Source organism: Corynebacterium faecium, from assembly GCF_027257105.1.
Classification (GTDB): domain Bacteria; phylum Actinomycetota; class Actinomycetes; order Mycobacteriales; family Mycobacteriaceae; genus Corynebacterium; species Corynebacterium lehmanniae.
Genome location: NZ_JAPYJX010000004.1, coordinates 204,261 through 228,253 on the forward strand (window position 1 = coordinate 204,261; position 23,993 = coordinate 228,253).

At 66.2% G+C, this 23,993-nt stretch carries 21 protein-coding genes; 16 read left to right on the forward strand and 5 right to left on the reverse strand.

Translation table 11 applies throughout. The annotated features are described in order from the left end of the window. Positions 1–95: 95 nt before the first annotated feature. Entirely contained in the window at positions 96–1,406 is a 1,311-nt protein-coding gene (locus O5O53_RS05950) for an anaerobic C4-dicarboxylate transporter (RefSeq protein ID WP_269509874.1), read from the forward strand. Positions 1,407–1,411: 5 nt separating this feature from the next. Next, on the forward strand, positions 1,412–3,079 hold the full coding sequence (locus tag O5O53_RS05955) for a formate--tetrahydrofolate ligase (RefSeq protein WP_269509877.1): 1,668 nt from the start codon (positions 1,412–1,414) through the stop codon (positions 3,077–3,079). On the opposite strand, the gene O5O53_RS05960 is transcribed toward O5O53_RS05955, so the two are convergent. Continuing rightward, positions 3,076–3,897 carry a RecB family exonuclease gene (locus O5O53_RS05960; RefSeq protein WP_269509880.1) on the reverse strand — a complete coding sequence of 274 codons (822 nt, stop codon included), beginning with the start codon at positions 3,895–3,897 and terminating at the stop codon, positions 3,076–3,078. The two genes, O5O53_RS05955 and O5O53_RS05960, sit on opposite strands and share 4 nt — an antisense overlap. Positions 3,898–3,923: 26 nt before the next feature. On the opposite strand from O5O53_RS05960, the gene O5O53_RS05965 reads away from it, so the two are divergent. From O5O53_RS05965 to arc, 3 genes are read left to right on the forward strand one after another with little or no spacing between them, the layout of a single operon-like run. Beyond that, on the forward strand, positions 3,924–5,123 hold the full coding sequence (locus tag O5O53_RS05965) for a M18 family aminopeptidase (RefSeq protein WP_269509883.1): 1,200 nt from the start codon (positions 3,924–3,926) through the stop codon (positions 5,121–5,123). A gap of 15 nt (positions 5,124–5,138) precedes the next feature. Continuing rightward, positions 5,139–5,972, forward strand: a complete 834-nt coding sequence (locus tag O5O53_RS05970; RefSeq protein ID WP_063936707.1) for a tRNA (adenine-N1)-methyltransferase — start codon at positions 5,139–5,141, stop codon at positions 5,970–5,972. Between the two features lie 29 nt (positions 5,973–6,001). Further along, entirely contained in the window at positions 6,002–7,522 is a 1,521-nt protein-coding gene (gene arc / locus O5O53_RS05975; protein WP_269509886.1) for a proteasome ATPase, read from the forward strand. Between the two features lie 19 nt (positions 7,523–7,541). Here the strand turns inward: arc and O5O53_RS05980 are convergent, their stop codons facing one another. Then, positions 7,542–8,462 (reverse strand): NAD(P)/FAD-dependent oxidoreductase, encoded by a 921-nt coding sequence (locus O5O53_RS05980; RefSeq protein ID WP_269509889.1) that lies wholly within the window; start codon positions 8,460–8,462, stop codon positions 7,542–7,544. A gap of 19 nt (positions 8,463–8,481) precedes the next feature. After that, positions 8,482–9,852: a MocR-like pyridoxine biosynthesis transcription factor PdxR gene (gene pdxR, locus O5O53_RS05985; protein ID WP_269509892.1), complete on the reverse strand. Its 1,371-nt coding sequence runs from the start codon at positions 9,850–9,852 to the stop codon at positions 8,482–8,484. 70 nt (positions 9,853–9,922) lie between these two features. On the opposite strand from pdxR, the gene pdxS reads away from it, so the two are divergent. Further along, positions 9,923–10,798, forward strand: a complete 876-nt coding sequence (gene pdxS, locus O5O53_RS05990; protein WP_269509895.1) for a pyridoxal 5'-phosphate synthase lyase subunit PdxS — start codon at positions 9,923–9,925, stop codon at positions 10,796–10,798. A 91-nt stretch (positions 10,799–10,889) separates the two neighbouring features. On the opposite strand, the gene O5O53_RS05995 is transcribed toward pdxS, so the two are convergent. Beyond that, on the reverse strand, positions 10,890–12,374 hold the full coding sequence (locus O5O53_RS05995; protein WP_269509898.1) for a peptide MFS transporter: 1,485 nt from the start codon (positions 12,372–12,374) through the stop codon (positions 10,890–10,892). A 66-nt stretch (positions 12,375–12,440) separates the two neighbouring features. Between O5O53_RS05995 and dop the strand changes: the two genes are divergently transcribed. From dop to O5O53_RS06035, 8 genes are all read left to right on the forward strand, one after another. Continuing rightward, on the forward strand, positions 12,441–13,940 hold the full coding sequence (dop, locus tag O5O53_RS06000) for a depupylase/deamidase Dop (protein ID WP_269509901.1): 1,500 nt from the start codon (positions 12,441–12,443) through the stop codon (positions 13,938–13,940). A 10-nt stretch (positions 13,941–13,950) separates the two neighbouring features. Beyond that, positions 13,951–14,142, forward strand: a complete 192-nt coding sequence (locus O5O53_RS06005; protein ID WP_070845309.1) for a ubiquitin-like protein Pup — start codon at positions 13,951–13,953, stop codon at positions 14,140–14,142. Positions 14,143–14,170: 28 nt separating this feature from the next. Next, positions 14,171–15,538 (forward strand): Pup--protein ligase, encoded by a 1,368-nt coding sequence (pafA, locus tag O5O53_RS06010; protein WP_269510047.1) that lies wholly within the window; start codon positions 14,171–14,173, stop codon positions 15,536–15,538. Between the two features lie 6 nt (positions 15,539–15,544). After that, complete coding sequence (locus tag O5O53_RS06015; RefSeq protein ID WP_269509904.1) at positions 15,545–16,495, forward strand: helix-turn-helix transcriptional regulator; 951 nt, start codon at positions 15,545–15,547, stop codon at positions 16,493–16,495. Further along, complete coding sequence (locus O5O53_RS06020) at positions 16,495–17,451, forward strand: helix-turn-helix transcriptional regulator (protein WP_269509906.1); 957 nt, start codon at positions 16,495–16,497, stop codon at positions 17,449–17,451. The genes O5O53_RS06015 and O5O53_RS06020 overlap by 1 nt, the downstream gene beginning before the upstream one ends. A gap of 35 nt (positions 17,452–17,486) precedes the next feature. After that, positions 17,487–17,750: a Sec-independent protein translocase subunit TatA gene (gene tatA / locus O5O53_RS06025; RefSeq protein WP_181888418.1), complete on the forward strand. Its 264-nt coding sequence runs from the start codon at positions 17,487–17,489 to the stop codon at positions 17,748–17,750. Between the two features lie 66 nt (positions 17,751–17,816). Beyond that, on the forward strand, positions 17,817–18,770 hold the full coding sequence (gene tatC, locus O5O53_RS06030; protein WP_269510050.1) for a twin-arginine translocase subunit TatC: 954 nt from the start codon (positions 17,817–17,819) through the stop codon (positions 18,768–18,770). Between the two features lie 5 nt (positions 18,771–18,775). Beyond that, the gene (locus tag O5O53_RS06035) at positions 18,776–21,538 is read left to right on the forward strand and encodes a DEAD/DEAH box helicase (protein WP_269509909.1); all 2,763 of its coding nucleotides are present in this window, start codon (positions 18,776–18,778) and stop codon (positions 21,536–21,538) included. On the opposite strand, the gene O5O53_RS06040 is transcribed toward O5O53_RS06035, so the two are convergent. Beyond that, positions 21,535–22,104, reverse strand: coding sequence for a S1 family peptidase (locus O5O53_RS06040; protein WP_269509912.1), 570 nt, complete (start codon positions 22,102–22,104; stop codon positions 21,535–21,537). The genes O5O53_RS06035 and O5O53_RS06040 overlap by 4 nt on opposite strands. Positions 22,105–22,127: 23 nt before the next feature. Between O5O53_RS06040 and O5O53_RS06045 the strand changes: the two genes are divergently transcribed. Together O5O53_RS06045 and O5O53_RS06050 are read left to right on the forward strand one after the other, a co-directional pair. Continuing rightward, complete coding sequence (locus O5O53_RS06045) at positions 22,128–23,243, forward strand: M24 family metallopeptidase (RefSeq protein WP_437177844.1); 1,116 nt, start codon at positions 22,128–22,130, stop codon at positions 23,241–23,243. Next, a complete protein-coding gene (locus O5O53_RS06050) occupies positions 23,236–23,985 on the forward strand; it encodes an SDR family oxidoreductase (RefSeq protein ID WP_269509918.1) in 750 nt (249 codons plus the stop codon). The genes O5O53_RS06045 and O5O53_RS06050 overlap by 8 nt, the downstream gene beginning before the upstream one ends. Positions 23,986–23,993: the final 8 nt, after the last annotated feature.

Here is a 23,993-nt window from a genome sequence, read left to right on the forward strand (position 1 = left end):
AGCCGCGTAGCCAACATCACATCGGCTGCATTTCCGTTTCGGGCTCCTCCGGACAGATAATGGGATGACCTAATAACTGTCTGAAGGAGCCCGTCGTGTTACTCGCCGTCCACATCATCATCCTCCTCGGAGCGATTGTGGTGGGAGCGCGAATGGGCTCTATCGCCATCGGCTTCGCCGGCGGGCTCGGCGTGCTACTGCTGGGCGCCACCGGGATGCCGGTGAGCGCCGAGGCTATCCCGTTCGATGTCATCGGCATCATCATGTGCGTCATCGCGGCTATCTCCGCGATGCAGCTCGCCGGCGGCATGGACTACCTGGTGGATCTGGCAGAACGCTTCCTGCGCCGCAACCCGAAGCGCATCACGGTCTACGCCCCAATTGTCACTTGGCTGATGACGGTGCTCGCCGGCACCGGCCACACCGCATTTTCCACCATGCCCGTCATCGTGGAGGTGGCCAAGGAAGGCAAGGTGCGGCCCTCGCGCCCACTGTCGGCGGCCGTGATCGCCTCGCAGATGGCTATTGTCGCCTCGCCAATTTCCGCCGCGGTGGTGTTCATGGCCTCGGCTCTCGAGCCGCTCGGTGTGGGCTACCTTCAGCTGCTGGCGGTGATGATCCCCGCGACGTTCCTGGCAATTTTCCCCATGGCCTGGATCGCCAACAAAACGGGCGCGGAGCTCGAGGATGATCCGGTCTACCGCAAGCGGGTGTCCGAAGGTCTCGTAGCTGAGCCAGCTTCGCGCGAGCGCTACGCCCCGCCCAAAGGAGCAAAGGCATCGGTGGGGATCTTCCTCGCCGCGATTGTGATCGTGATGGTCTACGCCACTTTGATCTCTGATCAGGTGGGGCTCATTGCCAACCCGACCATCCCGCGCAACGAGGCGATCATGGCCATCATGCTCGGTGCCGCGGCAGCAATCGTGCTGGTCACCCGCACGACGGCAGCGGAGATCCTGAACACGCAGGTGTTCCGTTCCGGCATGTCCGCCTGCGTGTGCGTGCTCGGCGTGGCGTGGCTGGGCACGACCTTTATCAACTACTACATCGAGGACATCCAGAACATCGCCGGTGACGTGCTCACCGCGAAGCCGTGGCTGCTCGCGGTCGTGCTTTTCATCGCCGCATCGCTGTTGTACTCCCAAGCGGCGACGGCGAAGGCGCTCATCCCGGCGGCTCTTGCGATTGGGGTGAGCCCGCTGACTGCGCTCGCCGCCTTCCCGGCTGTCTCCGCACTGTTCGTGCTGCCGACGTACCCGACATTGCTCGCTGCGGTGGAGATGGACGACACCGGTTCCACCCGGATTGGCAAATACGTGTTTAACCACCCGTTCCTCGTTCCGGGTGTGGCTTGCATCTTTGTCAGCGTAGTTCTGGGTTATGCCATCGGCGCCGTTGTAGTGTGAGGTGCATGACTGCACAACCGTTGACTGACGTCGAAATTGCTCAGGCCCACACACTCGCCCCGGTTGGGGAGATCGCTGAGAAGGCCGGGGTGTCCGGCGATGCGCTGATCCCGTACGGCAAGCACATGGCCAAGGTGGACATCACCCAGAGCCCGGACAACGCCCCCGGCAAGCTCGTCGTGGTCACCGGTGTCTCGCCGACTCCCGCGGGCGAGGGCAAGTCCACCACGCTGATTGGCCTGACGGACGCGCTGGCGAAGCTGGGCAAAAACGCAATGGTGGCGCTGCGCGAGCCGTCGCTCGGCCCCGTGATGGGCATCAAGGGCGGCGCCGCCGGCGGCGGTTACTCCCAGGTGGTGCCGATGGAGCAGATCAACCTGCACTTCACCGGTGATTTCCACGCGATCACCAGCGCCAACAACACGCTGGCCGCGCTCATTGACAACCACATCCACCAGGGCAACGAACTCAATATTGATCCGCGCCGCGTGACCTGGCAGCGCTGTGTGGACGTCAACGACCGCGCGCTGCGCAACGTCGTCACCGGCCTGGGCGGGCCGGCCCACGGTGTCCCGGTGGAGACCGGCTTCACCATCACCGCTGCCTCCGAGATCATGGCGATTCTGGGTCTGGCCACGGACCTGGAGGACCTGAAACAGCGCCTGGCCAACATCACCATCGGCCTGACCTACGACAAGAAGCCGGTCACCGCCGGCGACCTCGACGCCCAGGGCGCGATGGCCGCGCTGCTCAAGGACGCGGTCAACCCGAACCTGGTGCAGACCCTCGGCGGCACCCCGGCGTTCATCCACGGCGGCCCGTTCGCCAACATCGCCCACGGTTGCAACACCCTGATCGCCACCCGCACCGCCCAGCAGTACGCGGACATCGTGCTCACCGAGGCCGGCTTCGGCTCCGACCTGGGCGCGGAGAAGTTCTTCGATATTAAGGCCCGTTACGGTGAGCTGGACGTCGCCGGCGCCGTCATCGTGGCCACGGTGCGCTCCATCAAGCACAACGCTGGTGTGGCCAAGGCGGAGCTTTCCGACGAGAACGTCGCCGCGCTTGAGGAGGGAATCGTCAACCTCGAGCGCCACGTGGAAAACGTGCGCAAGTTCGGCGTGACCCCGGTGGTCGCACTTAACCGCTTCGCCACCGACTCCGAGGCCGAGCTGGACTTCCTGAAGAACTGGGCACAGGCCAAGGACATCGCGCTGGCCGAGGCGGACGTGTGGGGCAAGGGCGGCGACGGCGCGCTCGAGCTGGCCGAGACGCTGCTGGACAACCTCACCGAGGGCACCTCACACTCGCTCTACGACCCGGCCGAGGGCGTGGAGGCGTCCATCGAGACCATCGCCAAGGAGATCTACCGCGCCGCCGACGTGCAGTACTCCGCCGCAGCGCTGAAGGACCTGCAGACGCTCAAGGACAACGGCTTCGACAACCTGCCGGTGTGCATCTCCAAGACGCAGTACTCCTTCTCGGACGACCCGACCCAGCTCGGCGCGCCGGAAGGCCACACGCTGCACGTGCGCAACATCGTCCCGCGCACCGGCGCCGGTTTCGTGCTCGTGCTCACCGGCGACGTGATGACCATGCCGGGCCTGCCCAAGCAGCCGGCAGCCAACAACATCGACGTCGACGCCGACGGCGTGGTCTCCGGCCTGTTCTAGGCCTCCGCCCGCGACCCCGGCCACCCGGGGTACGCCGGGGGAGTGCCGCCGAAGACCGGGCACAGGTGCTGGAAGGCGCACCACCCGCACAGCTTGGACTGCTGCGGGCGGAAGTTGCCTGATTTACCGTCGGCCTCGATCTTCCACCACAATTCCGCCAGATCGCGCTCGAAGTACTCCAGTTCCTCGCGCGAGGGGGCGAGGATCATCGAGTCCATCACCTTCAGATACATCAGCTTCAGCTGCGTGGGCACAACCCCGAACATGCGCCAGTACACCAGCGCATAGAAGCGCATCTGGAACTGCGCGTCCTCGGAGTAGCGCGGCAGCGGCTTCTTGCCGGTTTTGTAGTCGACCACGCGCACCTCACCAGTGGGCGCGATGTCCACGCGGTCAATGAAACCGCGCACCGGCACCCCGTTCGGCAGCGTGAAATCCACCGGCATCTCCTGGGCGTGGGCGTCGAAGCCCAGCGGGTTTTCCATGGTGAAGTAGCCGCGCAGCAACGTGCGGGCGTCTACAAGCAACTGGTACTCGTCCTCGACCGGCTCCGCACAAGTGGGATCCTCTTCGCGCATTTTCTCCCAGTTCGGCTTCAGCCGCTTCACCGCGGCCGGGTATGTGCGCTCCTCGCGCGGCCAGGCGAACATCTCCTCCAGCACGGCATGCACCAGCGTGCCTTTGACCTGCGCCTCCGTGGACGGCTCCGGGATCTTGTCGATAGCGCGCAGCCGGTACTGCAGCGGGCAGCGCTTGTAGTCGGAGGCGCGCGACGGCGAGATGGCTAGTGGGCGTGGGGGAGTGCTGGCATCAGACATGGTGCCCAACATCATAGAGTGGAGCCATGACACAGCCGTTCATCGATTTCATCGCCGAGAGTCCCTCCGCATTCCACGCCGCGAGCAACGTCGCCTCAAGGTTGCAGGCGGAGGGCTTTTCGCTTGACGACGACGCACACGCCCCCGGCGGCCACCTCATCGTGCGCGACGGCGCCGTGGTCGCCTGGTGGGTGCCGGAGAAGGCCCGCCCGCGTTTCAGGGTGGTCGGCTCCCACACCGATTCGCCGGGGCTGATGGCCAAGCCGGACCCTGACGTGGTGCGCGAAGGCTTCCGCCAGGTGGCCGTGGAGGTCTACGGCGGGCCGATTCTGGCCAGCTGGTTCGACCGCGACCTCACGTTCGTCGGCCGCGTGGTCACCGCGGACCGCACCGAGCACCTGGTGAATACCGGCCCGATCGCGCGCGTGCCGAATTTGGCCATCCACCTCTACCGCGGCGACGTTCCGGAGATTGACCGCCAGGTGCACACCCAACCCATCCTGGGCGTGGACCGTCCGCTGCTGGAGTTGGCCTCGGAGTCCGCGGGCATCAGCGCCGAGGACATCGTGGCGCACGAACTGATCACCGCCGACGCTCAGCGCGGCGAGGTCATCGGCGACCTGCTCGCGGCGGGACGCCTGGACAACCTCACCAGTGTGTGGGCCTCCCTGGAGGCGATGCTCGCGGCGAAGGACGAGGCGCAAGACATCCTGGTGCTGGCGGCCTTCAACCATGAGGAGGTAGGTTCCGCGTCCACCGCCGGCGCCGGCGGGCCGCTGCTAGAGCGCGTGCTGACCAAGGTGGCGCAAGGCTTCGGCGACCCGGCCGAGATCATCGCGGGCTCCATCCAGGTCTCCGCCGATGCGGCCCACGCGGTGCACCCGAACTACCCGGGCAAGCACGACCCCACCCACCACCCGCTGGTGAACAAGGGTCCGGTGCTGAAGATCAACGCGAACCAGCGCTACGCCTCCAACGCTGCCACGGAGACGGAGTGGATCCTGGCCTGCCGCGCGGCGGGCGTGCCGCACCAGACGTTCGTGGGCAACAACGCGGTGCCGTGCGGGTCCACCATCGGGCCGATTTCGTCGACACGCCTGGGCCTTCCCACGGTGGATGTCGGCGTGCCGCTGTTGTCCATGCACTCCGCGCGCGAGCTGTGCGGCGTGGACGACATGGACTACTTCGTGCGCGCGCTGACGGCTTTTTATGCGGCCGCGCAGTAGGGCATACTTACCGCCATGTATTCGGGACCGTTCCAGCCAGGCGACAAGGTGCAGCTCACAGACGCGAAGCGCCGCCACTTCACCATCGAGCTCAAAGAGGGCGGGCAGTTCCACTCGCACAAGGGCATAGTCAGCCACGACGACATCATCGGCGCCGACGAGGGCACCGTGGTGAAGTCGACGCTCGGCTCCGACTACCTGTGCTTCCGCCACCTGCTGGTGGACCACGTGCTGTCCATGCCGCGCGGCGCCGCGGTGATCTACCCGAAGGACGCCGCCCAGATTCTGGTCGAGGGCGACATCTTCATGGGCGCGCGCGTGCTTGAGGCGGGCGCCGGCTCCGGCGCGTTGACCATGTCGCTGCTGCGCGCGGTGGGCCCGGAGGGCCACGTCTACTCCTACGAGATCCGCGACGACCACCTTGCGTTCGCCAAAGACAACGTCGCCGACTATTTCGGCGGCGAGCCGGAGTGGTGGACCCCGCGCCTCGGCGACTTCGGCGAAGTCACCCCGGAAGACTTGGACGGCCAGGTCGACCGCGTCATCTTGGACATGGTGGAGCCGTGGCACTTCATCGACACCGTGAAAAACGTGCTCATCCCGGGCGGCGTGTTCATGACGTACGTGGCCACGGTGCCGCAGCTGATGAACATCATGGAGGCCATCCGCGAGGCGAAGTGCTTCACCGAGCCGCGCGCGTGGGAAACCCTGCTGCGCGAGTGGAAGGTCGACGGCCTTGCCACGCGCCCGGAGCACCGCATGAACGCCCACACGGCATTCCTCGTGTGGACGCGCCGGCTTGCCGACGGGGTGACGCCGCCGCGGCCGCAGCGCAAAGCTCGTCGATAAGCCTCCCGCTCCTATGTAGGCTCGAACGTATGCCTGAAATCCACGACGATGCCTTCGGACCGGAGCTGCGCGAGCTCAAGCGCAAGAACCGCGATCTCGGGTCGCGCAACGAGAAGCTCGCTGAGCTGCTGAAAGTCAGCCGCGATAAGCTCAACGACTTGTACGCGAAAGTCGAGGAACTCAACGAGCCGGCATCCACGTACGGGATTTACCTCGCACCCGCCCCACGCGACGGCGAGGCCGAGGTACACACCACCGGCCGGCGGATGCGGCTGAAGGTGTCGCCGCTGGTGGATCCCTCCAAGCTGGTTCCCGGCACGCTGGTGCGTCTTGGCGAAGGCACGATCGTGGTGGAGACCTGCGGGTTCGACCCCACCGGGCAGCTCGCCACCATGGTCGAGCGCGTCGGCGTGGACCGCGCGATTGTGGCGGACCAGCAGGGCGCGGAATCGATCGTTATGCTCGCCGAGCCGCTGCGCGAAGCCGCCCGCGCCGGCGACACGGTGCTAGTCAACGCGTCTGCCGGCTACGCGTTTGAGCGCATCGCAAAAACGGAGGTCAATCAGCTTTCCCTCGACGATGTCCCGGATGTCACCTACGCCGACATCGGCGGTTTGGCCTCCCAGATCGAGACCATCCAGGATTCGGTGGAGCTGCCGTTTTCCCACCCGGAGCTCTACCAGGCCTACGACCTGCGCCCTCCAAAGGGCCTGCTGCTGTACGGCCCGCCCGGCTGCGGCAAGACGCTCATCGCTAAGGCGGTGGCGAATTCGCTGTCGCAGCGCATCGGCGACGGGGGACAGGCGCACTTCATCAACGTCAAGGGCCCCGAGCTTTTAAACAAGTTCGTCGGCGAAACCGAGCGCCGCATCCGCCTGATCTTCGAGCGCGCCCGCGAACTCGCCGCCGGAGGCAACCCGGTGATCGTCTTCTTCGACGAGATGGAATCCATCTTCCGCACCCGCGGCTCCGGCGTCTCTTCCGACATGGAGACCACGGTGGTGCCACAGCTGCTCACCGAGATCGACGGCGTGGAGGACATCGCCAACGTCATCGTCATCGGCGCGACCAACCGCGAGGAACTCATCGACCCGGCCATCCTGCGCCCGGGCCGCCTGGACATCAAAATCCGCGTCTCCCGCCCCAACAAGGACGAGGCCAAAGACATCCTCGCGCGCTACATCACCGACGAGGTCCCGCTTGCATCCCCGCGCGAGGTGCTTATCGACGCCACCGCCGACGCCATGTTCGCCCCGCGCCCCTTTGTACGCTTAGAGCTTGTCGACGGCTCCGCCGAAACCCTGCACTACCACCACTTCGTCTCCGGCGCGATGATCGCCAACGTGGTGGACCGCGCCAAGAAGTTGGCGATCAAGGACCACCTCTCGGGCGTATCTACCGCGGGCCTGACCGAAGAGCACCTGCGCCAGGCTGTCCGCGCCGAGCAGGACGAGAGTGAGGACATGCCGAACACCGCCAATCCCGACGAGTGGGCACGCATCACCGGCCGCCACGGCAAGCGCGTCGTTGCCGCGGAGGTCATCGGGTAAACGGCTCGCTTTCCGTCGTCTAGTTCTGGTCGAAGAGATGCTGGTCGATGGCGATAGCCACGGCGGCACCCGATCCGAGCGCTTGAGAGACCTGATCCGGCGAGCTAACGACGTTGCCGACCGCCCACAGTCCAGGCTGCGAGGTCTTGCCTCCCTCAACCTGGACCCAGCCATCTGCAACAGTGCAGCCAGCATCCCGGAGGAGTTTGTCGTTCGGTTTGAACTCCGGACCGGTGAAGCAGGCTTCATAGCGAATCGGCCCGGAGCCAGTGGTGATCTCGACGGCGTGGTCGTCGTCAGTGGCTGGTGAAACTCGCGATACCTCATCGACGACGAGAGCTACTCCACGCTGTTCAAGGCGTTCGCGCTGCTCTGGGCTCAGGTCCGTCCCGTTGGAGTAAAGAGTGACACTGGATGCCCACTTGGTCAGCAACGTTGCGATCCTGGTGGTGAACCCTGGGTTCTTGCCTCCGACGACACCGAGGTTCTTGCTGTTGACTTCGTGCCCGTGGCAGTAGGGGCAGTGAAAGACTCGGGTTCCCCACATCTCGCTCAACCCAGGCACTTCGGGAAGCACATCCGTGATTCCGGTTGCAACCAGCACTTGCGAAGCCGTGGAGGCTTCGCCTATCGCGAGCTTCACGGACCAATCGCCCGTGGCCATGTGCTCTAGGCTTTCTACGCGTCCGTCGATAAGTAGACCCCCGTACGACACGAACTCGGCGTGGCCGCGGGCAAGCAGTGCGGAGGGATTCGCTGCGTCGAGACCGATCACGCCGTGCATGTGCTCACTGTTGCGGTTCCTAGGCGTACCCGCGTCCACGAGGCATACCTTCCGGTTCGCTCGCGCGAGATTGATCGCTGCCGCGGTCCCTGCGAATCCGCCACCGACGACAACGACGTCAAAGTGTTGACTCGCAAAGCTTGTTGTCTCGTCCATATCCGTTCTCTCTTTCGCTTCACGTCTGGGCTCGGCCCAGGGTAGTGAGCGTCTGGGCAACAGTGTCGACAGCGACATCGAAATCGCTGGCGTTGAGGTGCGCGAAGCTCAGCACTAAGCCGTCGCCGCTGTTGGTCCACAAAGTGGATTCGTGCCCGGATTCGATACCGGCCTCAAGCAGACGCGTTTCAAACTCGTCCCGATCTTCTCGGGTGCCGAAACGCACCGTGAGGTCCGCGCCGTCGCCGGGAGCGAGTCGGGCCCCATCGAACAGCGGGACAAGCTGCTCGTTCAGCACCTCGCGTCGTTGCGCCAGCCCGCGGTGGACGGCGCGGGATGCGTGGCGGGCGACGCCGTCGTTAAGCAAATGCGCAATGGCTCGCTGGGTGACAGACGAAACCGGCATGCCTAGGACGCTGCGGACCTCGCGCAACGCCTCGGCCGTTGCCGGCGAGGCCACAACGTAGCCCGCGGCGAGTTCGCGGGACAGCAGCGTGGAAAACGTGCCGAGGGTGAGCACGTCCGCGCGGGTGGCCAGCGAGGACAGCGCCGGCTGCGGGGAGATGCGGTAGCGCAGCTCGGTGTTGAAGTCGTCCTCGATCACCACGGTGTTGGTGCGCGCGGCCCACTCAAGCAGCTCCACGCGGCGGGCGGCGGGCATGGCGCCGCCGAAGGGGTAAAGGTGCGACGGGGTGACCAGCAGGGCGTCGAGAGAGTCGGGGAGGGCGTTCACCACGACGCCGTCGGTGTCCGTGGCGCATTCCACGACCTCGTGGCCGCCGAGCGGGATCACGCGCCGCAGTCCCGGGTGCCCGGGGTCTTCCACGCCCACGCGCAGGTTTGGACCAAGCGCAAAGAGGATGCACATGAGTCCCTCGCGGGAGCCGCCGGTGACCACAATCTGGTCCGGGGACACGCGCATGCTTCGTGCGAGCCGGAGGTGCTCGGCCACGGCGTGGCGCAGCTCGGGCTCGCCGGACTTGTCCACGGAATTGCCGGGCTCCGCGGCTGCCTCACGCCACGCCTTACGCCAGGTTGCGGGGCGGATGGTGCCCGCGCTGCCGGGCGAGGGCTTCAGGGAGATTCGGGCCTTCGGGGTTGTGCGGGCAGGCGTGTCGGCGATGGGCTCGGGCAGGAGCGTGGCGACGGTGAGGTCCGGGTGGATCCGCGTCGGTGCGCCTTGGCTGGTCAGAAGGTAGCCCTCGCCCTCGAGCTGGTCGTAGGCGGTCACCACGCTGCCGCGGGAGACGCCGAGTTGTTCGGCGAGGGCGCGGGTGGACGGGATGGCGTCGTTAGGCGAAAGTGCGCCTGTGGCAACGGCGTCGCGAATGCCCGCGGCGATCTGCGCGGGGATGGGCGTTGGGTGGTCGCGGGAGACATGCAGCAGCATCAACTGGTCCAAAGAAACTAAATGGAACTGGCACTTGGAATCTACCAGTTCTCGAGGCAGACTAAGCGGTATGCATCAAACAGAAGAGTTGAACCAGAAATTCATCGGCGGCGTGATCATGGACGTGGTCACGCCCGAGCAGGCCAAGATCGCCGAGGACGCCGGCGCGTCCGCCGTCATGGCGCTGGAGCGCGTGCCTGCCGATATCCGCGCCCAGGGTGGTGTCGCCCGCATGTCCGACCCGGACCTCATCGAGGGCATCATCGAGACCGTCGACATCCCGGTCATGGCCAAGGCCCGCATCGGCCACGTGGTGGAGGCGAAGATCCTCGAGCACCTGGGCGTGGACTACATCGACGAATCCGAGGTGCTCAGCCCCGCTGACTACGTCAATCACATTGACAAGCGCGGCTTTTCCGTGCCGTTCGTCTGCGGCGCGACCAACCTGGGCGAGGCGCTGCGCCGCATCAACGAGGGCGCGTCCATGATCCGTTCCAAGGGCGAGGCCGGCACCGGCGACGTCTCCGAGGCCACCAAGCACATCCGCAAGATCACCAGCGAGATCGCCGCGCTGCAGGCCATTTGGGCCAACAACCGCGACGAGCTCTACGTCGCAGCCAAGGAGCTGCAGGCGCCGTACGAGCTGGTCGCGCAGGTGGCGGAGAACGGCAAGCTGCCGGTGCCGCTTTTGGTCGCCGGCGGCGTGTCCACCCCGGCGGACGCCGCGTTCATGATGGAGCTCGGCGCGGACGGTGTGTTCGTCGGCTCCGGCATCTTCAAGTCCGGTAACCCTGAGGCCCGCGCGAAGGCCGTGGTCAGGGCAACGAAGAATTGGAACGACATCGCGGTGGTCACCGAGGCCTCCCGCGGCCTGGGCGAGGCGATGGTGGGCATCAACGTCGCCGACCTTCCCGCGCCGCACCGCCTGGCCGAGCGCGGCTGGTAGGGCATTCAACGCGTAAAGCTCGTTACCTGCACCTCGTTTTTGATAGACGAGGTGCGAGTAACGAGCTTTAGCTTTGCGACGCAAGCTCCGCCTAGCGCACGTCCCCAAACTTGCGCACGACCCAACGGCTGATCGCGATAAGCACCAACCCGAGCACGATAGTGATCGCGGACAGCGTGAGGAAGAAGGTGCGCTCCGCGGTCGCGTCGTTCGGGTTGTACAGCGAGCCGAGGACGCCGGATAGCGCGGTACCCATGGATACGGACATCAGCCACACCGCGAACAGGCGCGACTTAAACGCCACCGGTGCGACCTTGGTGGCCAGCGAGTTGCCGACCGGCGACAACAGGAGCTCACCCATGGTGAACAGGAACAGAATCAGCACCAGCACTGCGAGCGGGGTGGAGTTCTCGCCCTTGCCCACGTACGGCAGGAAGATGAACAGCGACAGGCCGATGATGATGTTGGCCACGCCGAACTTCGTGGCAGACGCCCACTGGCGCTCGCCCAGCTTCGTCCACATGGTGGCGAAGATCGGGGCGAAGATGATGATGAACAGCGGGTTGAAGGACTGCACCTGCGAGGGCTCGAGCTCAGTCCAGAAGAAGTCCAGGTTCGCGCGCTGGTCGGTGTACAGCGCCACCACGGTGAACTGGGACTGGAAGATGGCGAAGAACGCCACGGAGCCGGCGAGCAGTGGGATGTAGCCGGTCAGGCGCGACTTCTCGTGGGCGGTGACCTTGTCGGAGGTGAACATCTCCCACAGCAGGATGACCGTCGCGGCAAGGGCGATGGCGAAGACGACCCAGCTCAGCAAGCCCAACGGCAGGATGCCCGTGGTGAGCAGACCGACCATGATCGCGGCAACTGCCAGCGCGCTGAAACCGACGGGTGCCCACTTCGACCGCGGCAGCGGGTTGGGAACCTCGGCACCGGCGGCGCCGATGGTGGATTTACGCATGAGTATGTACTGCACCAGGCCGATTGCCATGCCGATGGCGGCCAGGCCGAAGCCCCAGTGGAAGCCTGCCTGCCCCCACACTAAGCCCGTAAGCCAGGGGCCGAGCAGACCGCCGATGTTGACGGACATGTAGAAGATGGAAAAGCCTGCGTCGCGGCGCGGGTCCTCGCGTGTGTACAGGTCGCCGAGCACCACCTGAGTCGCCGTCTTCACGCCGCCGGATCCGATGCCGATGCACACCAGGCCGATGGCGAGTCCTGTGGCGCCCGGAACGAGGGCGAGCACGGCGTGGCCGATCATGACCAAGATCGCCGAGTAGAAAAGGGTGCGCTCCGCGCCGAGGATCCGGTCGCCCACGAAAGAGGCGACGAGTGCCATCATGTAGACGAAGCCACCGTATGCGCCAACCAGGCTTAACGCCGTGGGCTCGTCGATGCCGAGACCGCCTTCAGTCGTGGAGTAGTACATGTAGTACCCCAGCAGCGCGTTCATGCCGTAGAAACTGAAGCGCTCCCACAGCTCAATGCCGAAGAGGTTGGCCAGCCCCCAGGGCTGGCCGAAGAATTTGCGCTCGGTCTGCGGCGCGGCCGCACCGGGCGATGTTACGGAAGTCATACTCAAATAAAATACGTCTGATCGCATTATCTTCCAAACGTGGGCGCGCCTGTAGGCTCGACATCTATGACGCGTTACTTGGGAACCGAGACGGAGTACGGCATCACCTGCCCGGACAACCCGCAGATCAGCCCCCTGGTCACCTCCACGCACGCGGTGGTTGCCTACGCGGCGCTGCGCACCCAGGCCCGCACCCGCTGGGACTATGCGGAAGAAGCCCCGCTGAAAGACGCCCGCGGCTTCAACCTGCAGCGCTACCGCAGCGTGCCGGTTGTGGACGCAAACGCGATCGGGGTGGCCAACGTGGTCACCACCAACGGCGCGCGCTACTACGTCGACCACGGGCACCCGGAGTACTCCAGCCCGGAGTGCTCGAACGCCTTCGACGCCATGGTCTACGATGCCGCCGGCGACATCGTCCTCAACGACGCCGCCGCCTGCATAGGCGAGCTGTGGGAGCAGCAGGTCTCCGTGCTGGCCAAGCACGAGCCGTGCCCGCCACTGAAGTTCTACAAAAATAACGTCGACGGCAAGGGCCGCTCCTACGGCAGCCACGAGAACTACCTGTACTCGCGCCACACCAACTTCGAGAACCTCACCCAGGCGCTGATCCCGTTCTTCGTCACCCGCCAGGTCATCATCGGCGCGGGCCGGGTCGGCATCGGCCAGGAGTCGCAGGAGCCGGGCTTCCAAATCTCCCAGCGCGCGGACTACTTCGAGCAGGAGGTTTCGCTGGAGACCACGCTCAACCGCGGCATCGTCAACACGCGCGACGAGCCGCACGCGCCCGAGGAGGATTTCCGCCGCCTGCACGTCATCGTGGGCGATGCGAACATGAGCCAGTTCTCCAACTTCCTCAAACTCGGCATGACCTCGCTTGTGCTCGACGCGATTGAGTCCGGCGTGGATTTCTCGCACCTGCGCCTGAAAAACCCGGTGGAGGACATCAAGGCAGTCAGCCACGACCCCACGCTGCAATACGAGCTTGAGCTTCTCGACGGCCAAAGGTTGTCAGCGATCTCCATCCTCCGTGAATACAGGGCTGGGTGCGAGGGGCGCAGTGACGTCGATAAGCTAGCGCTCAAGATGTGGGGCGAGGTCCTCGACGATCTCGAGCGCGACCCGCTGTCCACCGCCGACCGGCTGGATTGGACGGCGAAGTGGGCGCTGGTGCGCAGGTTTGAGCAGCGCGGCGCAACCCAGGCGAAGTTGCAGGCGATTGACTTGCAGTACGCGGACATCGATCCAAAGACGTCCCTGTACCACGCGCTGGTGCGCAAGGGAGCGATGCGCACAATGGTTAGCGCTGAGGAGATCGCGCGTGCCGCGGTGCACCCGCCGGAGGACACCCGCGCCTACTTCCGGGGACGCGCCGGCGAGAAGTTCGCCGAGGACTTAACGGCCTCGAACTGGCAGTCCATGCTGTTCACCGTGGACGGGCAGCTCTACCGGGTGCCGCTGGATCTTGTGGGCAGCCACACCAAGGCGGACGTGGGGGAGTTGATCGAAACATCCGCGGCAACACGCGAGCTGCTTTCCGGCCTGGGGCTGGCTCCAGAGCGCTAAGGTTGCATCTATGGCTACGCAACAGACACACGCTTCCGGTGGCGGCGGGGACAACCACGGCGAGGACGTCGCCGCGGAATCTGCCGGCCAGGCCCAGATCAATACCTCCGGCACCGACGACCTGCTCGACGAGATTGACGCGCTGTTGGACTCCAACTCGGAGGAGTTTGTGAAGTCGTTTGTGCAGAAGGGCGGGCAGTAAGCTGGCAACCAGCTACCCGCGCCGCGTGATGGGCGTGGAAACAGAGTTCGGCGTGGCCGCCTACGACGGCTCGCGCCAGGTGCTCACGCCCGAAGAGGTGGCGCGCTACCTGTTTCGCCCGGTGGTCGCGCAGCACCGCAGTTCCAACGTATTCACCGCCAACGCTTCGCGTTTGTACCTGGACGTGGGCTCGCACCCGGAGTACGCGACCGCGGAGTGCGACTCGCTGAGCCAGCTTCTGGCCTACGACAAGGCGGGGGAGCGGATCTTCCACCAGTTGTCACAGCAGTGCGACGAGGCGCTGCGTAACGTCGGGTTTACGGGTTCGACCTACCTGTTCAAAAACAACGTGGACTCGCGCGGGAACTCCTACGGCGCGCACGAGAACTACCTGATCAGCCGCGAGCTCGCGTTGAAGTCCTTCGGGCAACAACTGCTGCCGTTTCTGATCACGCGTCAGCTGATCTGCGGCGCGGGCAAGATCGCGGGGGACAAGTTCGTCATCTCCCAACGCGCGGACCAGGTGTGGGAGGGTGTCTCGTCGGCCACCACGCGCACCCGGCCGATCATCAACACCCGCGACGAGCCGCACGGGGATTCCCACCGCTTCCGCCGCATGCACGTGATCGTGGGCGACTCCAACATGTCCGAGCCCACGTTCGCGCTGAAAGTCGGCTCGATGCTGCTGGTCATCGAAATGCTGGAGGCCGGCTTCGACTTGCCGGACATGGAGCTCGCAGACCCGATCGCGCATATCCGCGACATCGCCGCCGACCCCACGGGTGCCACCGAACTCAACCTTGCAGCGGGCGGCACCGTCACCGCGCTCGAGGTGCAGCAGCGCACCCTCGAGGCCGCGAAGCGCTGGCTTGAACAACGCCCGGACGAGGGCACGCCGAACGAGGAGATGGCGCGCGTGGTGGACCTGTGGTCCCGCGTGCTCGACGCCATTGCCACGCAGGACTTCTCCGGCGTGGACACGGAGATCGATTGGGTGATCAAGCGCAAACTGCTTACCCAGTTCAAAGACCGGCTCGGCTGCGGCTGGGACCACCCGAAGCTCGCCCAGATCGACCTGACCTACCACGACATCAACCCCGAGCGCGGCCTGTTCTACGTGCTGGAGCGCAAGGGGCTCGCGGCGCGGTGGATCGACAACGCCGCCATCAAGGTGGCGGTGGACAACCCGCCAGCGACTACGCGAGCCGCCATCCGCGGCGAGTTCCTTTCCGCCGTGCGCGAGCGGGGCCTTGCGCATAATGTCGACTGGGTGCACTTGAAGGTCAACCGCCCGGAACCCCGCACGGTGGAGCTGCAGGACCCGTTCGCCACCGCGGACGACGCCGCAGCCGACCTCATCAGCTGGGTGCGGGCGCAGGAAACCGAAGAAGGGTAGGTCGCGGTGGCCAACGACAACGACATGGTCGTGCGCCAAGTCGGGCTCACGTTCGCCTTGCTGGCCTCACCCGCCAAACGCGACGTGGCCTGGGTGCAAAAGCACGTGGACGGCTACGGCGGCCGCTCCCGCGACGCCGCCACCCACCTCATCGAGCGCGACGTGCGCGAGTTGCGCGACCTCGGCGTGCCCGCGCGCTACCAGGACGGCGAAGTGTGGGTGGTCAAGGACCTCTACGAGTTGCCGGCCGTGGACCTCACCGCCGAGGAGGCCTCCGTGGTGGGCCTCGCCGCGGACCTGAGCAAGCCGGGTTCGCTCGGCGAATTCGCCCGCTCCGGCTGGACCAAGCTCGCCGCGTCCGGAGCGACGCGCTCCATGGACGCGCCAGCGCTGATGAACGTGTCCAACGACATCTTCCAGCTGCGCCCCGACACACTGCGCGCCATCGTGAAGTGCGTGCAGGCCAAGCAGCGCATCTCCTTCGACTTCGTCCGCGCCCCCGGCAAGGACCCGGAGCGCCGCGTCGCCGACCCGTGGGGCGTGGTGTCCTTGAACAACCGCGCCTACTTCGTCGGCTACGACATCGACCGCGACGACGTGCGCGTGTTCCGCCTCAAAAAGATCTCCAAGCTGAAGAAAGTGCGCCACTCGGACGCGTTCCACGAACGCGCGGGCGACCTGCAGGCGCTGGTGGAGGAAACACTGCGCGGCGAGCTTATCGACGCCACCGTCACAGTCACCCCCGGCACCGGCGAGGAACTCGCCCAGCGCGGCTCCCGCGCCTCCAAAGTCGGCGCGGGAGGGGAGATGGACACCATCACGCTGCGTGGCGTGGACCGCGACTGGGCCGTGCGCACCATCGCTAGCCTCGCCGGAAACGTGCTCGCGGTGGAGCCGGCGGAGGTCCGTGAGGACGTCGTCAAGCTTTTGCGCACCGCACTGGAAGGGGGGAACTGATGGCTGTGGACTTCAAGCGCCAAGAGCGCGTGGTGCGCCTGCTCAACCTGTTGGCCTACTCCTCGAACCACCCGGGGCTGACCCCGATGGAAATCGCCCGCGACCTGGGCGCGGACCCGATGCAGGTGCGCGACGACTTCGAGCTGCTGTTCCTTTCCGGCGTGGGCACCGGGCCGGGCGAGATGATCGACCTCGAATACTCCTGGAAGGGCGTCAACATCAAAGACGACCAGGGGATGACCACGCCGCTGCGCCTGTCGCCCGCAGAGGCCAGCGCGCTGTTGATCCTGCTGGATTCCCTGGAGACCATGCCGGGGCTCGTGGACGGCCGCGCCGTGCGCACCGCCGCCGAGAAGATCCGCGCGGTGACCACATCGCAGGCGGTCGGCGACGCGGAGCATACCGGTGAGGCCGGCGTTGCCGGGACTGTCGCCGAAGCGCTCGCCGCCAAGCGCAAGCTGCGCATCACGTACTACTCGGCGTCCTCGGACACCGTCACCGAGCGCGAGGTCGACCCCGCGGGCTTGTTCCACCAGTCCGGCGCCACCTACCTCCACGCCGCGCACAACGGGGAGATGCGAACGTTCCGCCTGGACAGGATTCAACGCGCCGAGCTTCTCGACGCCCCTTCGGACGCCACCGACTTCGACACTGACTTTGACCCAGCGGACCCGTTCGGCATGGCCGATCGAGCACAAGCGAAGTTGCTGATCCACCCGGAGGCCACGTGGCTGGCGGACTACTGGGAGATCGAGCTGGAGGAACCTACGGAGGAAGACCAAGAAGGCGCTGAACCGGCAGGGGAGTGGATCCCCGCGACCATGCGCTACGGCAGCGACGACTGGCTAGTGCGCTTCTGCCTGAGCCAGGCGGACCGGGTGCGCATCGTCGAACCAGCAGCACTCGCCGACGAGGCCATGTCCCGCGTGCATCGCGGGCTCGAGGCGTTAGACTAATCTGCGCGTTAGACCGTTTTCGGAAAGGACAACCCATGCCAAACATTGGATGGACCGAGCTCATTATCGTCATCTTCGTCGTGCTGCTGCTGTTCGGCGCAAACAAGTTGCCGGACCTAGCGCGTTCCATGGGTCGCTCCGCACGCATCTTCAAGTCCGAGGTCAAGGAGATGCGCAACGAAGACGGGGCGGAAACCCCGGCGCAGCAGCGTCAAATCGACGCCGCGCCGACGCAGGAGACCCGCAGCGCTGCCCAGGAGGCGGACTTCTGGGAGCGCCCGGAGAACAATCCGCGCTAAGTCTGCCTGATGGCACGCACGAAAACCCCCAAGAGGCCGAAGAAACAGAAGAACCCTACCGGCGAGATGTCGCTGGTGGAGCACCTGCAGGAGCTGCGCCGCCGCGTCATCATCTCGCTGGCCGCCATTGTGGTCGGCACCATCATCGGGTTCATCTGGTACCAGACCGCCCCGCCGCGCATGATGCCGCTGGGCGAGATTATCCGCGGCCCCTACTGCAACCTGCCGCCCGAGCTTAGGGCGGATTTCACCGGCGACGGCGAATGCCGCCTGCTGGCCACTAACCCGTTTGAGATGTTCATGCTGCGCCTGAAAGTAGGCGCTCTGGCAGGCCTTGTGCTGTCGTCCCCGGTGTGGCTGGCGCAGATCTGGAACTTCATCACCCCGGGCCTGCATAAGAACGAGCGCCGCTACACGTTCAGCTTCGTCACCATCGCGGTTGTGCTGTTCGTCTCCGGTGCGCTGCTCGCGTACTTCGTCCTGGACAAGGGCCTGTATGTGCTCATGTCCATGGGCTCCGAGGTCCAGATTGCGGCGCTTTCAGGAGGGGAGTACTACAACTTCCTCCTCGCGCTCATCGTCATCTTCGGCGTGAGCTTCGAGGTGCCGCTGATCATTATCATGCTCAACCTGCTGGGCATCCTGCGCTACGAGCACGTCAAAGACAAGCGCCGGATTATCATTGTCGGTATTTTCATTTTTGCTGCGGTGATGACGCCGGGCCAGGACCCGTTCTCCATGGTGGCGCTGGCTATCTCCATCTGCCTGCTGGTGGAGATGGCCTTCCAGTTCTGCCGTTGGAACGACCGCAAGCAAAAGCGCGTGCGCCCTGAGTGGATGAATCTGGACGACGAGGAAGCCTCCGGCCCGATTGAGGCGCCGACGCCAGTGGGCCGCGCCAGCAGCATCGGTGCGGAGCCGATTGAGCGCCCGGCTCCGGTGCAGCGCGCGCCGGAAGCTCAGCAGAATTCCTCGCCGCGGGGCTACGCGGGCGGAGCAGATTTCCGGGACGTACTGTAGGGGGCATGCTTTCCCCCGATCCTGGTACTTCGTTTCTGCGGGAGTTCGCCGAGGCGAAGCCGTTTGCCCTCGACGACTTCCAGCTCCAGGCCTGCCAGGCGGTGGAGCAGGACCGCGGCGTGCTGGTGTGCGCGCCCACCGGTTCGGGCAAAACTATCGTCGGCGAGTTCGCTGTCGCGCTCGCTCTGCACCGCGGCACGAAGTGCTTCTACACCACGCCGATTAAGGCGCTGAGCAACCAGAAGTACCACGACTTAGTCGCCGAGCACGGCGAAGATGCGGTGGGTCTGCTTACCGGCGACACCAGCATCAACGGCTCTGCCGAGATCGTTGTGATGACCACCGAGGTCTTACGCAACATGCTGTACGCGGAGTCGCCCCAGCTGGATCGGCTCACGCATGTGGTGATGGACGAGATCCACTACCTGGCGGACCGCGACCGGGGTGCGGTGTGGGAGGAGATCATCCTCAACCTCGACGATTCCGTCAGCCTGATCGGCCTGTCCGCCACCGTGTCCAACTCCGAGGAGTTCGGCGAATGGCTCGACGCGGTCCGAGGCGACACCGAAGTCATCGTCTCCGAGCACCGCCCCGTGCCGCTGAGCCAGTACATGATGGTTGGCCGCAAGATGTTTCCGCTGTTCGAGCCGGGCACAGACGGGCGGGTCAACCGCAGCCTCGAGCACGCCATCGAGCGCATCGAGGCGGGCTCTTCCGACGAGGGCCGCCGCGACTTCGAGGAGGGGAGGGGCTTTCGCTCCCGCTCGCGCAGCGGACGTTCGCGCGGCCAGGACAAGGTGCGCCCCGTCGGCCGGCCCGAGGTTGTCTCCGCCCTCCAGGGCCAGGACATGCTTCCGGCGATCGTGTTCATCTTCTCCCGCGCGGGCTGCGACGGCGCGCTGTTCCAATGCCTGCGCTCGCGCAAGGAACTGACCACGCCCGAGGAGCGCGCGGAGATCGAGCAGATTATCGACGAAGGCGTGGACGGTATCCCCAAAGAGGACCTGGAGGTGCTGAACTTCCGCCAGGTGCGCACCGCCTGGATACGCGGGTTCGCCGCGCACCACGCGGGGCTTTTGCCCGCGTTCAAGCACATCGTGGAGCAGTTGTTCGTCCGCGGGCTGGTCAAGGTCGTCTTCGCCACCGAGACGCTGGCGCTGGGCATTAACATGCCGGCTCGCACGGTGGTGCTGGAGAAGATGGTCAAGTTCAACGGCGAGGCCCACGTGGACCTCACCCCGGGCCAGTACACCCAGCTCACCGGCCGCGCAGGACGCCGCGGGATCGACCACATCGGCAACGCCGTGGTGCAGTGGGCGCCCGCGATGGACCCGCACCAGGTGGCGGGGCTGGCGTCCACGCGCACCTACCCGCTGATCTCCCAGTTCCAGCCCGGCTACAACATGGCCATCAACATGCTGGCCATGAACGGCTTCGACGACTCCATCCGCCTTATCGAGCAGTCCTTCGCCCAGTTCCAGACGGACCGCTCGGTGGTCGGCGAGGTGCGCGACATCGAACGGCTGCAGCAGAAGGTGCGCTCGCTGCGCACCAAGCTCGAGCGCGACATCTCCGCGTTCGCTCCGCCTAGCGACGACGCAGCCTCCGAGCTGGTTGAGTACTCGCAACTGCGCCGGGACCTGTCTGAGGAGGAGAAGCAGGCACGGCGCGACCACCTGGACAGCCGCCGCACCGAGACGATCAAGATCCTCGGCTCACTGCAGGTGGGCCAGGTCATCGCGCTGCCGAGCAAGCGTAAGCCGGAGCTCGCCGCCGTGGTGCAGCCCGCGGGCAAGCCGCACGACCCGCGCCCCTGGGTGACCACGGAGCGTGGCTGGTCCGGGCGCATCGACGCCGCGGCGTTTAAGAACCCGCCGCTGGTGGTGGGCCGCATCAAGGTGCCGCGCCACATGCAGGACCAGCCGCGTCGTCACGCCCGCAAGGTGGCGAGCCTTCTGCACCGCGGCCACTTCGACGCCCCGAAGCGCCTGCGCGAGCAGTCCCGGGTGCGGCCGAACAAGAAGATCACCGCGCTGCGCGAGGCCATCCGCAACCACCCGGTGCACGACTGGCCGGCGGCGGACCGCGAGCTGCTGGCCCGCACCGCCGAGGAGATCGTGCGCGAGGAGCGCGCTCTGGCCAAGCTGGAACGGCGCGTGGACACCTCCACCGACTCGCTGGGACGCACCTTCGAGCGCATCATCGGCCTGCTCACGGAAATGGACTACGTCGAGCTTCACGACGGCGAACCGCAGGTCACCGACGAAGGCGAGCGCCTATCCCGAATCCACAACGTCTCCGACCTCTTGGTGGCGCAGTGCCTCAAGCGCGGGATTTGGGACGAGCTGGACCCAGCCGAGTTGGCCGGCTTGGCCTCCATGGTCGTGTTTGAGAACCGCCGCGCCACCGGCGGCAGCCCCGAGGCCGCCACCGACGCCATGGCCGACGCAATGAACGAGACGATGCGCATCTACGGCGAGCTGGTCTCCGACGAGCAGCGCCACAACCTGCCCGCAACCCGTCTGCCGGATCCCGGGTTCTGCCTGTCCATCCACCAGTGGACCGCCGGAGCACCTCTCGGCTATGCGCTGGCCGCCGCTGCGGAATCGGGCGCAGAGCTCACCCCCGGCGACTTCGTGCGCTGGTGCCGACAGGTGATCGACTTGCTCGAGCAGATCAAAAAGACCGGCTACTCGGACCAGATCCGGGACAACGCCAACCGGGCAGTGGACGCGATCCGCCGCGGCGTGGTGGCCATCGGCAACTAAAGCCGGCGCAGGGGCTGCATGAGCCCCCGCGGCCACAGCGACACGGTGGCGATGCGCAGGTTGGTGCCCCTCGGATCCAGAATGAGCGACTGGACCCCGATGACCTTGCCGCCGGCCAGCACGGGCCCGCCGGAATCGCCCTTCACCGCCGGCGGGTTGGCGTACACCAGGCCAGCCGGGCGCACTTGGGTCACGCGCTTCCTGGACCAGGACACCGGCAGCGTTCCCAGGTAGACACCCGGCCGGGCTTGGACGCTGCGCGCCTGGCCGCCGAACCCGAGCGTGAGCGTGCGCGAAAGCGGGCGCGGCGACGGCCCGAGCACGAACGGGGCGACATCGATCCTCTCAGGCAGACGCACCAGTGCAACGTCTGTGCCGGGCACGAGGTGGAGGCTGTCGACGGGGAACACGGAGCCGTCGATACGCACCTGCGCCCCCGTGTGCGGGCGTTCGCGGAAGAAGTGCGCGCACGAGAGAACGATGTCGGGGGCGATGAGCGCGCCCGAGCAGTAGCCGCCGCCGAGTGTGCTCAGGCGGGCGACGGTGCGGTTCAGGGCAGGCAACACGGCAACGATGCTAGCGATCTACCATGGCGCACATGACTGCATTCGACTCTGATGTGTACACCGAACGCCGCAGCCAAGCCGCAGAGCTGGTCAAACAGCGCGGTTTGGGCGGGCTGGTCATCGGCACCGGCGCGGAATTCGCCTACCTCACCGGTTCCTGGACTTCCTCGCACGAGCGACTCACCGCGCTGGTGATCGCGCCAGGCGGCACCACCGTGGTGGCTCCGGTGACGGACATCCAGTCGCTGGGGCTGGACGGCGCCGCGGACGTCGAGGTGGTCGGCTGGCGCGACGGGGACAACCCGTACCAGCTAGTTGCAGACAAACTCGGAAGCGGCGCGGTAGGCCTGGGCTCGTCGCTGACCGCGGACCACGTCTTCGCGCTGCAGGCGCTGGTGCCCGAGACCGAGCTCGCGTCAGACGCGGTGGCGGAGCTGTTCATGGTCAAAGACGCCGAGGAGGTCGCCGAGCTGGAGAAGGCCGGCGCCGCCATCGACCGCGTGCACGAGCGCGCCGCCGAACTGCTCCAGCCGGGCCGCACTGAGCGCGAGATCGCAGACGAGCTGCACGCGTTGATCCTTGAAGAGCACGCGAACGTGCAGTTCGTCATCGTCGGCTCCGGGCCCAACGGCTCCAACCCGCACCACGATTTCTCCGACCGCGTCCTCGAGGAGGGCGACCCGGTGGTGGTGGACCTTGGCGGCGCGCTGCCGTCCGGTTACCAGTCCGACTGCACGCGCACCCACGTCGTGGGCGATGCGAACATGGCGCCGAAGGACTTCCTCGAGGCCTACACGGTGCTGGAGCGCGCCTTCGACGCCGCGTGCCAGGCCGCCAAGCCTGGCATCACCGCCGGCGAGCTCGACGCTGCCGCCCGCGACGTGATCGCAGACGCCGGCTACGGCGAGTACTTCACGCACCGCCTCGGCCACGGCATCGGCCTTTCCGGCCACGAGCAGCCATTCATCATCGCCGACTCCGACGTGGTGCTGCGCGAGGGCATGGCGTTTTCCATCGAGCCCGGCATCTACGTGCCGGGCAAGTGGGGCATGCGCATCGAAGACATCGTGCGCATGACTGCCAGCGGCATCGAGACGCTCAACCACACCCGCCGCACGCTGGGCGGCGACGATGCCTAGCGCCACCGGGGCTCGCTCGTCCGGGCAGGGTGCGGTGCTCCTACTCGGGGCACGCAGCGACATCGGCAGCGAGATCGCCGCACGCGTCTGCCGGGGCCGCCAGGTCGTGCTGGCGGCCAGGGGGAGCGGGGGACTGGAGGACGTCGAGAAGCGATTGCTCGCCGCGGGTGCCACGGCAGTGCGCGCGCTCGACCTCGACGCCACCGAGTTGGAGTCGCACCGGCGCACCGTCCGCGAGGCAGGCGAGGTGACCACCGCGATCGTCGCGTTCGGCATCCTCGGCGACCAGGAGCTCGCGGAGCGCGACGAGCGCGAGGCCGCCCGCATCGCCACGGTGGACTACCTCGCCCAGGTGAGCATGCTCACGGTGCTTGCCGACGAGATGACGCGCGGCGAAATCTACGCGTTTTCCTCCATCGCGGGGTGGCGGGCGCGCCGCGCCAACTACGTCTACGGCTCCACCAAGGCAGGCTTGGACGCGTTCTGCCAGGGACTGATGGACCGGTTGCACGGCACCGGGCTCAACCTCATCCTCGCGCGACCGGGCTTCGTCGTCGGCTCCATGACGGAAGGGATGACACCGGCAGTGATGTCGGTGACCCCGGACGTGGTCGCGGACGCGGTGGTGGACGCCGTCGCGCACGGCAAGAGCGCCACGGTGTGGATTCCGCGGCGCCTGGCTGTCCTCGCCGCGATCATGCGCATGGTGCCGCGGCCGGTGTGGAGGCACATGCCGAGGTAGCGGTATGG

Coding starts and splice junctions, on each gene's coding strand:
- tatA (WP_181888418.1), top strand. CDS start 17,487: ATGCCAAACATTGGATGGACCGAGCTCATTATCGTCATCTTCGTCGTG.
- O5O53_RS05980 (WP_269509889.1), bottom strand. CDS start 8,462: ATGGACGAGACAACAAGCTTTGCGAGTCAACACTTTGACGTCGTTGTC.
- O5O53_RS06035 (WP_269509909.1), top strand. CDS start 18,776: ATGCTTTCCCCCGATCCTGGTACTTCGTTTCTGCGGGAGTTCGCCGAG.
- arc (WP_269509886.1), top strand. CDS start 6,002: ATGCCTGAAATCCACGACGATGCCTTCGGACCGGAGCTGCGCGAGCTC.
- O5O53_RS05995 (WP_269509898.1), bottom strand. CDS start 12,374: ATGACTTCCGTAACATCGCCCGGTGCGGCCGCGCCGCAGACCGAGCGC.
- pafA (WP_269510047.1), top strand. CDS start 14,171: ATGGGCGTGGAAACAGAGTTCGGCGTGGCCGCCTACGACGGCTCGCGC.
- O5O53_RS06005 (WP_070845309.1), top strand. CDS start 13,951: ATGGCTACGCAACAGACACACGCTTCCGGTGGCGGCGGGGACAACCAC.
- pdxR (WP_269509892.1), bottom strand. CDS start 9,852: ATGCTGCTGCATGTCTCCCGCGACCACCCAACGCCCATCCCCGCGCAG.
- O5O53_RS06020 (WP_269509906.1), top strand. CDS start 16,495: ATGGCTGTGGACTTCAAGCGCCAAGAGCGCGTGGTGCGCCTGCTCAAC.
- O5O53_RS05970 (WP_063936707.1), top strand. CDS start 5,139: ATGTATTCGGGACCGTTCCAGCCAGGCGACAAGGTGCAGCTCACAGAC.
- O5O53_RS06045 (WP_437177844.1), top strand. CDS start 22,128: ATGGCGCACATGACTGCATTCGACTCTGATGTGTACACCGAACGCCGC.
- tatC (WP_269510050.1), top strand. CDS start 17,817: ATGTCGCTGGTGGAGCACCTGCAGGAGCTGCGCCGCCGCGTCATCATC.
- O5O53_RS05960 (WP_269509880.1), bottom strand. CDS start 3,897: ATGTCTGATGCCAGCACTCCCCCACGCCCACTAGCCATCTCGCCGTCG.
- O5O53_RS05955 (WP_269509877.1), top strand. CDS start 1,412: ATGACTGCACAACCGTTGACTGACGTCGAAATTGCTCAGGCCCACACA.
- pdxS (WP_269509895.1), top strand. CDS start 9,923: ATGCATCAAACAGAAGAGTTGAACCAGAAATTCATCGGCGGCGTGATC.
- O5O53_RS06050 (WP_269509918.1), top strand. CDS start 23,236: ATGCCTAGCGCCACCGGGGCTCGCTCGTCCGGGCAGGGTGCGGTGCTC.
- O5O53_RS05965 (WP_269509883.1), top strand. CDS start 3,924: ATGACACAGCCGTTCATCGATTTCATCGCCGAGAGTCCCTCCGCATTC.
- dop (WP_269509901.1), top strand. CDS start 12,441: ATGACGCGTTACTTGGGAACCGAGACGGAGTACGGCATCACCTGCCCG.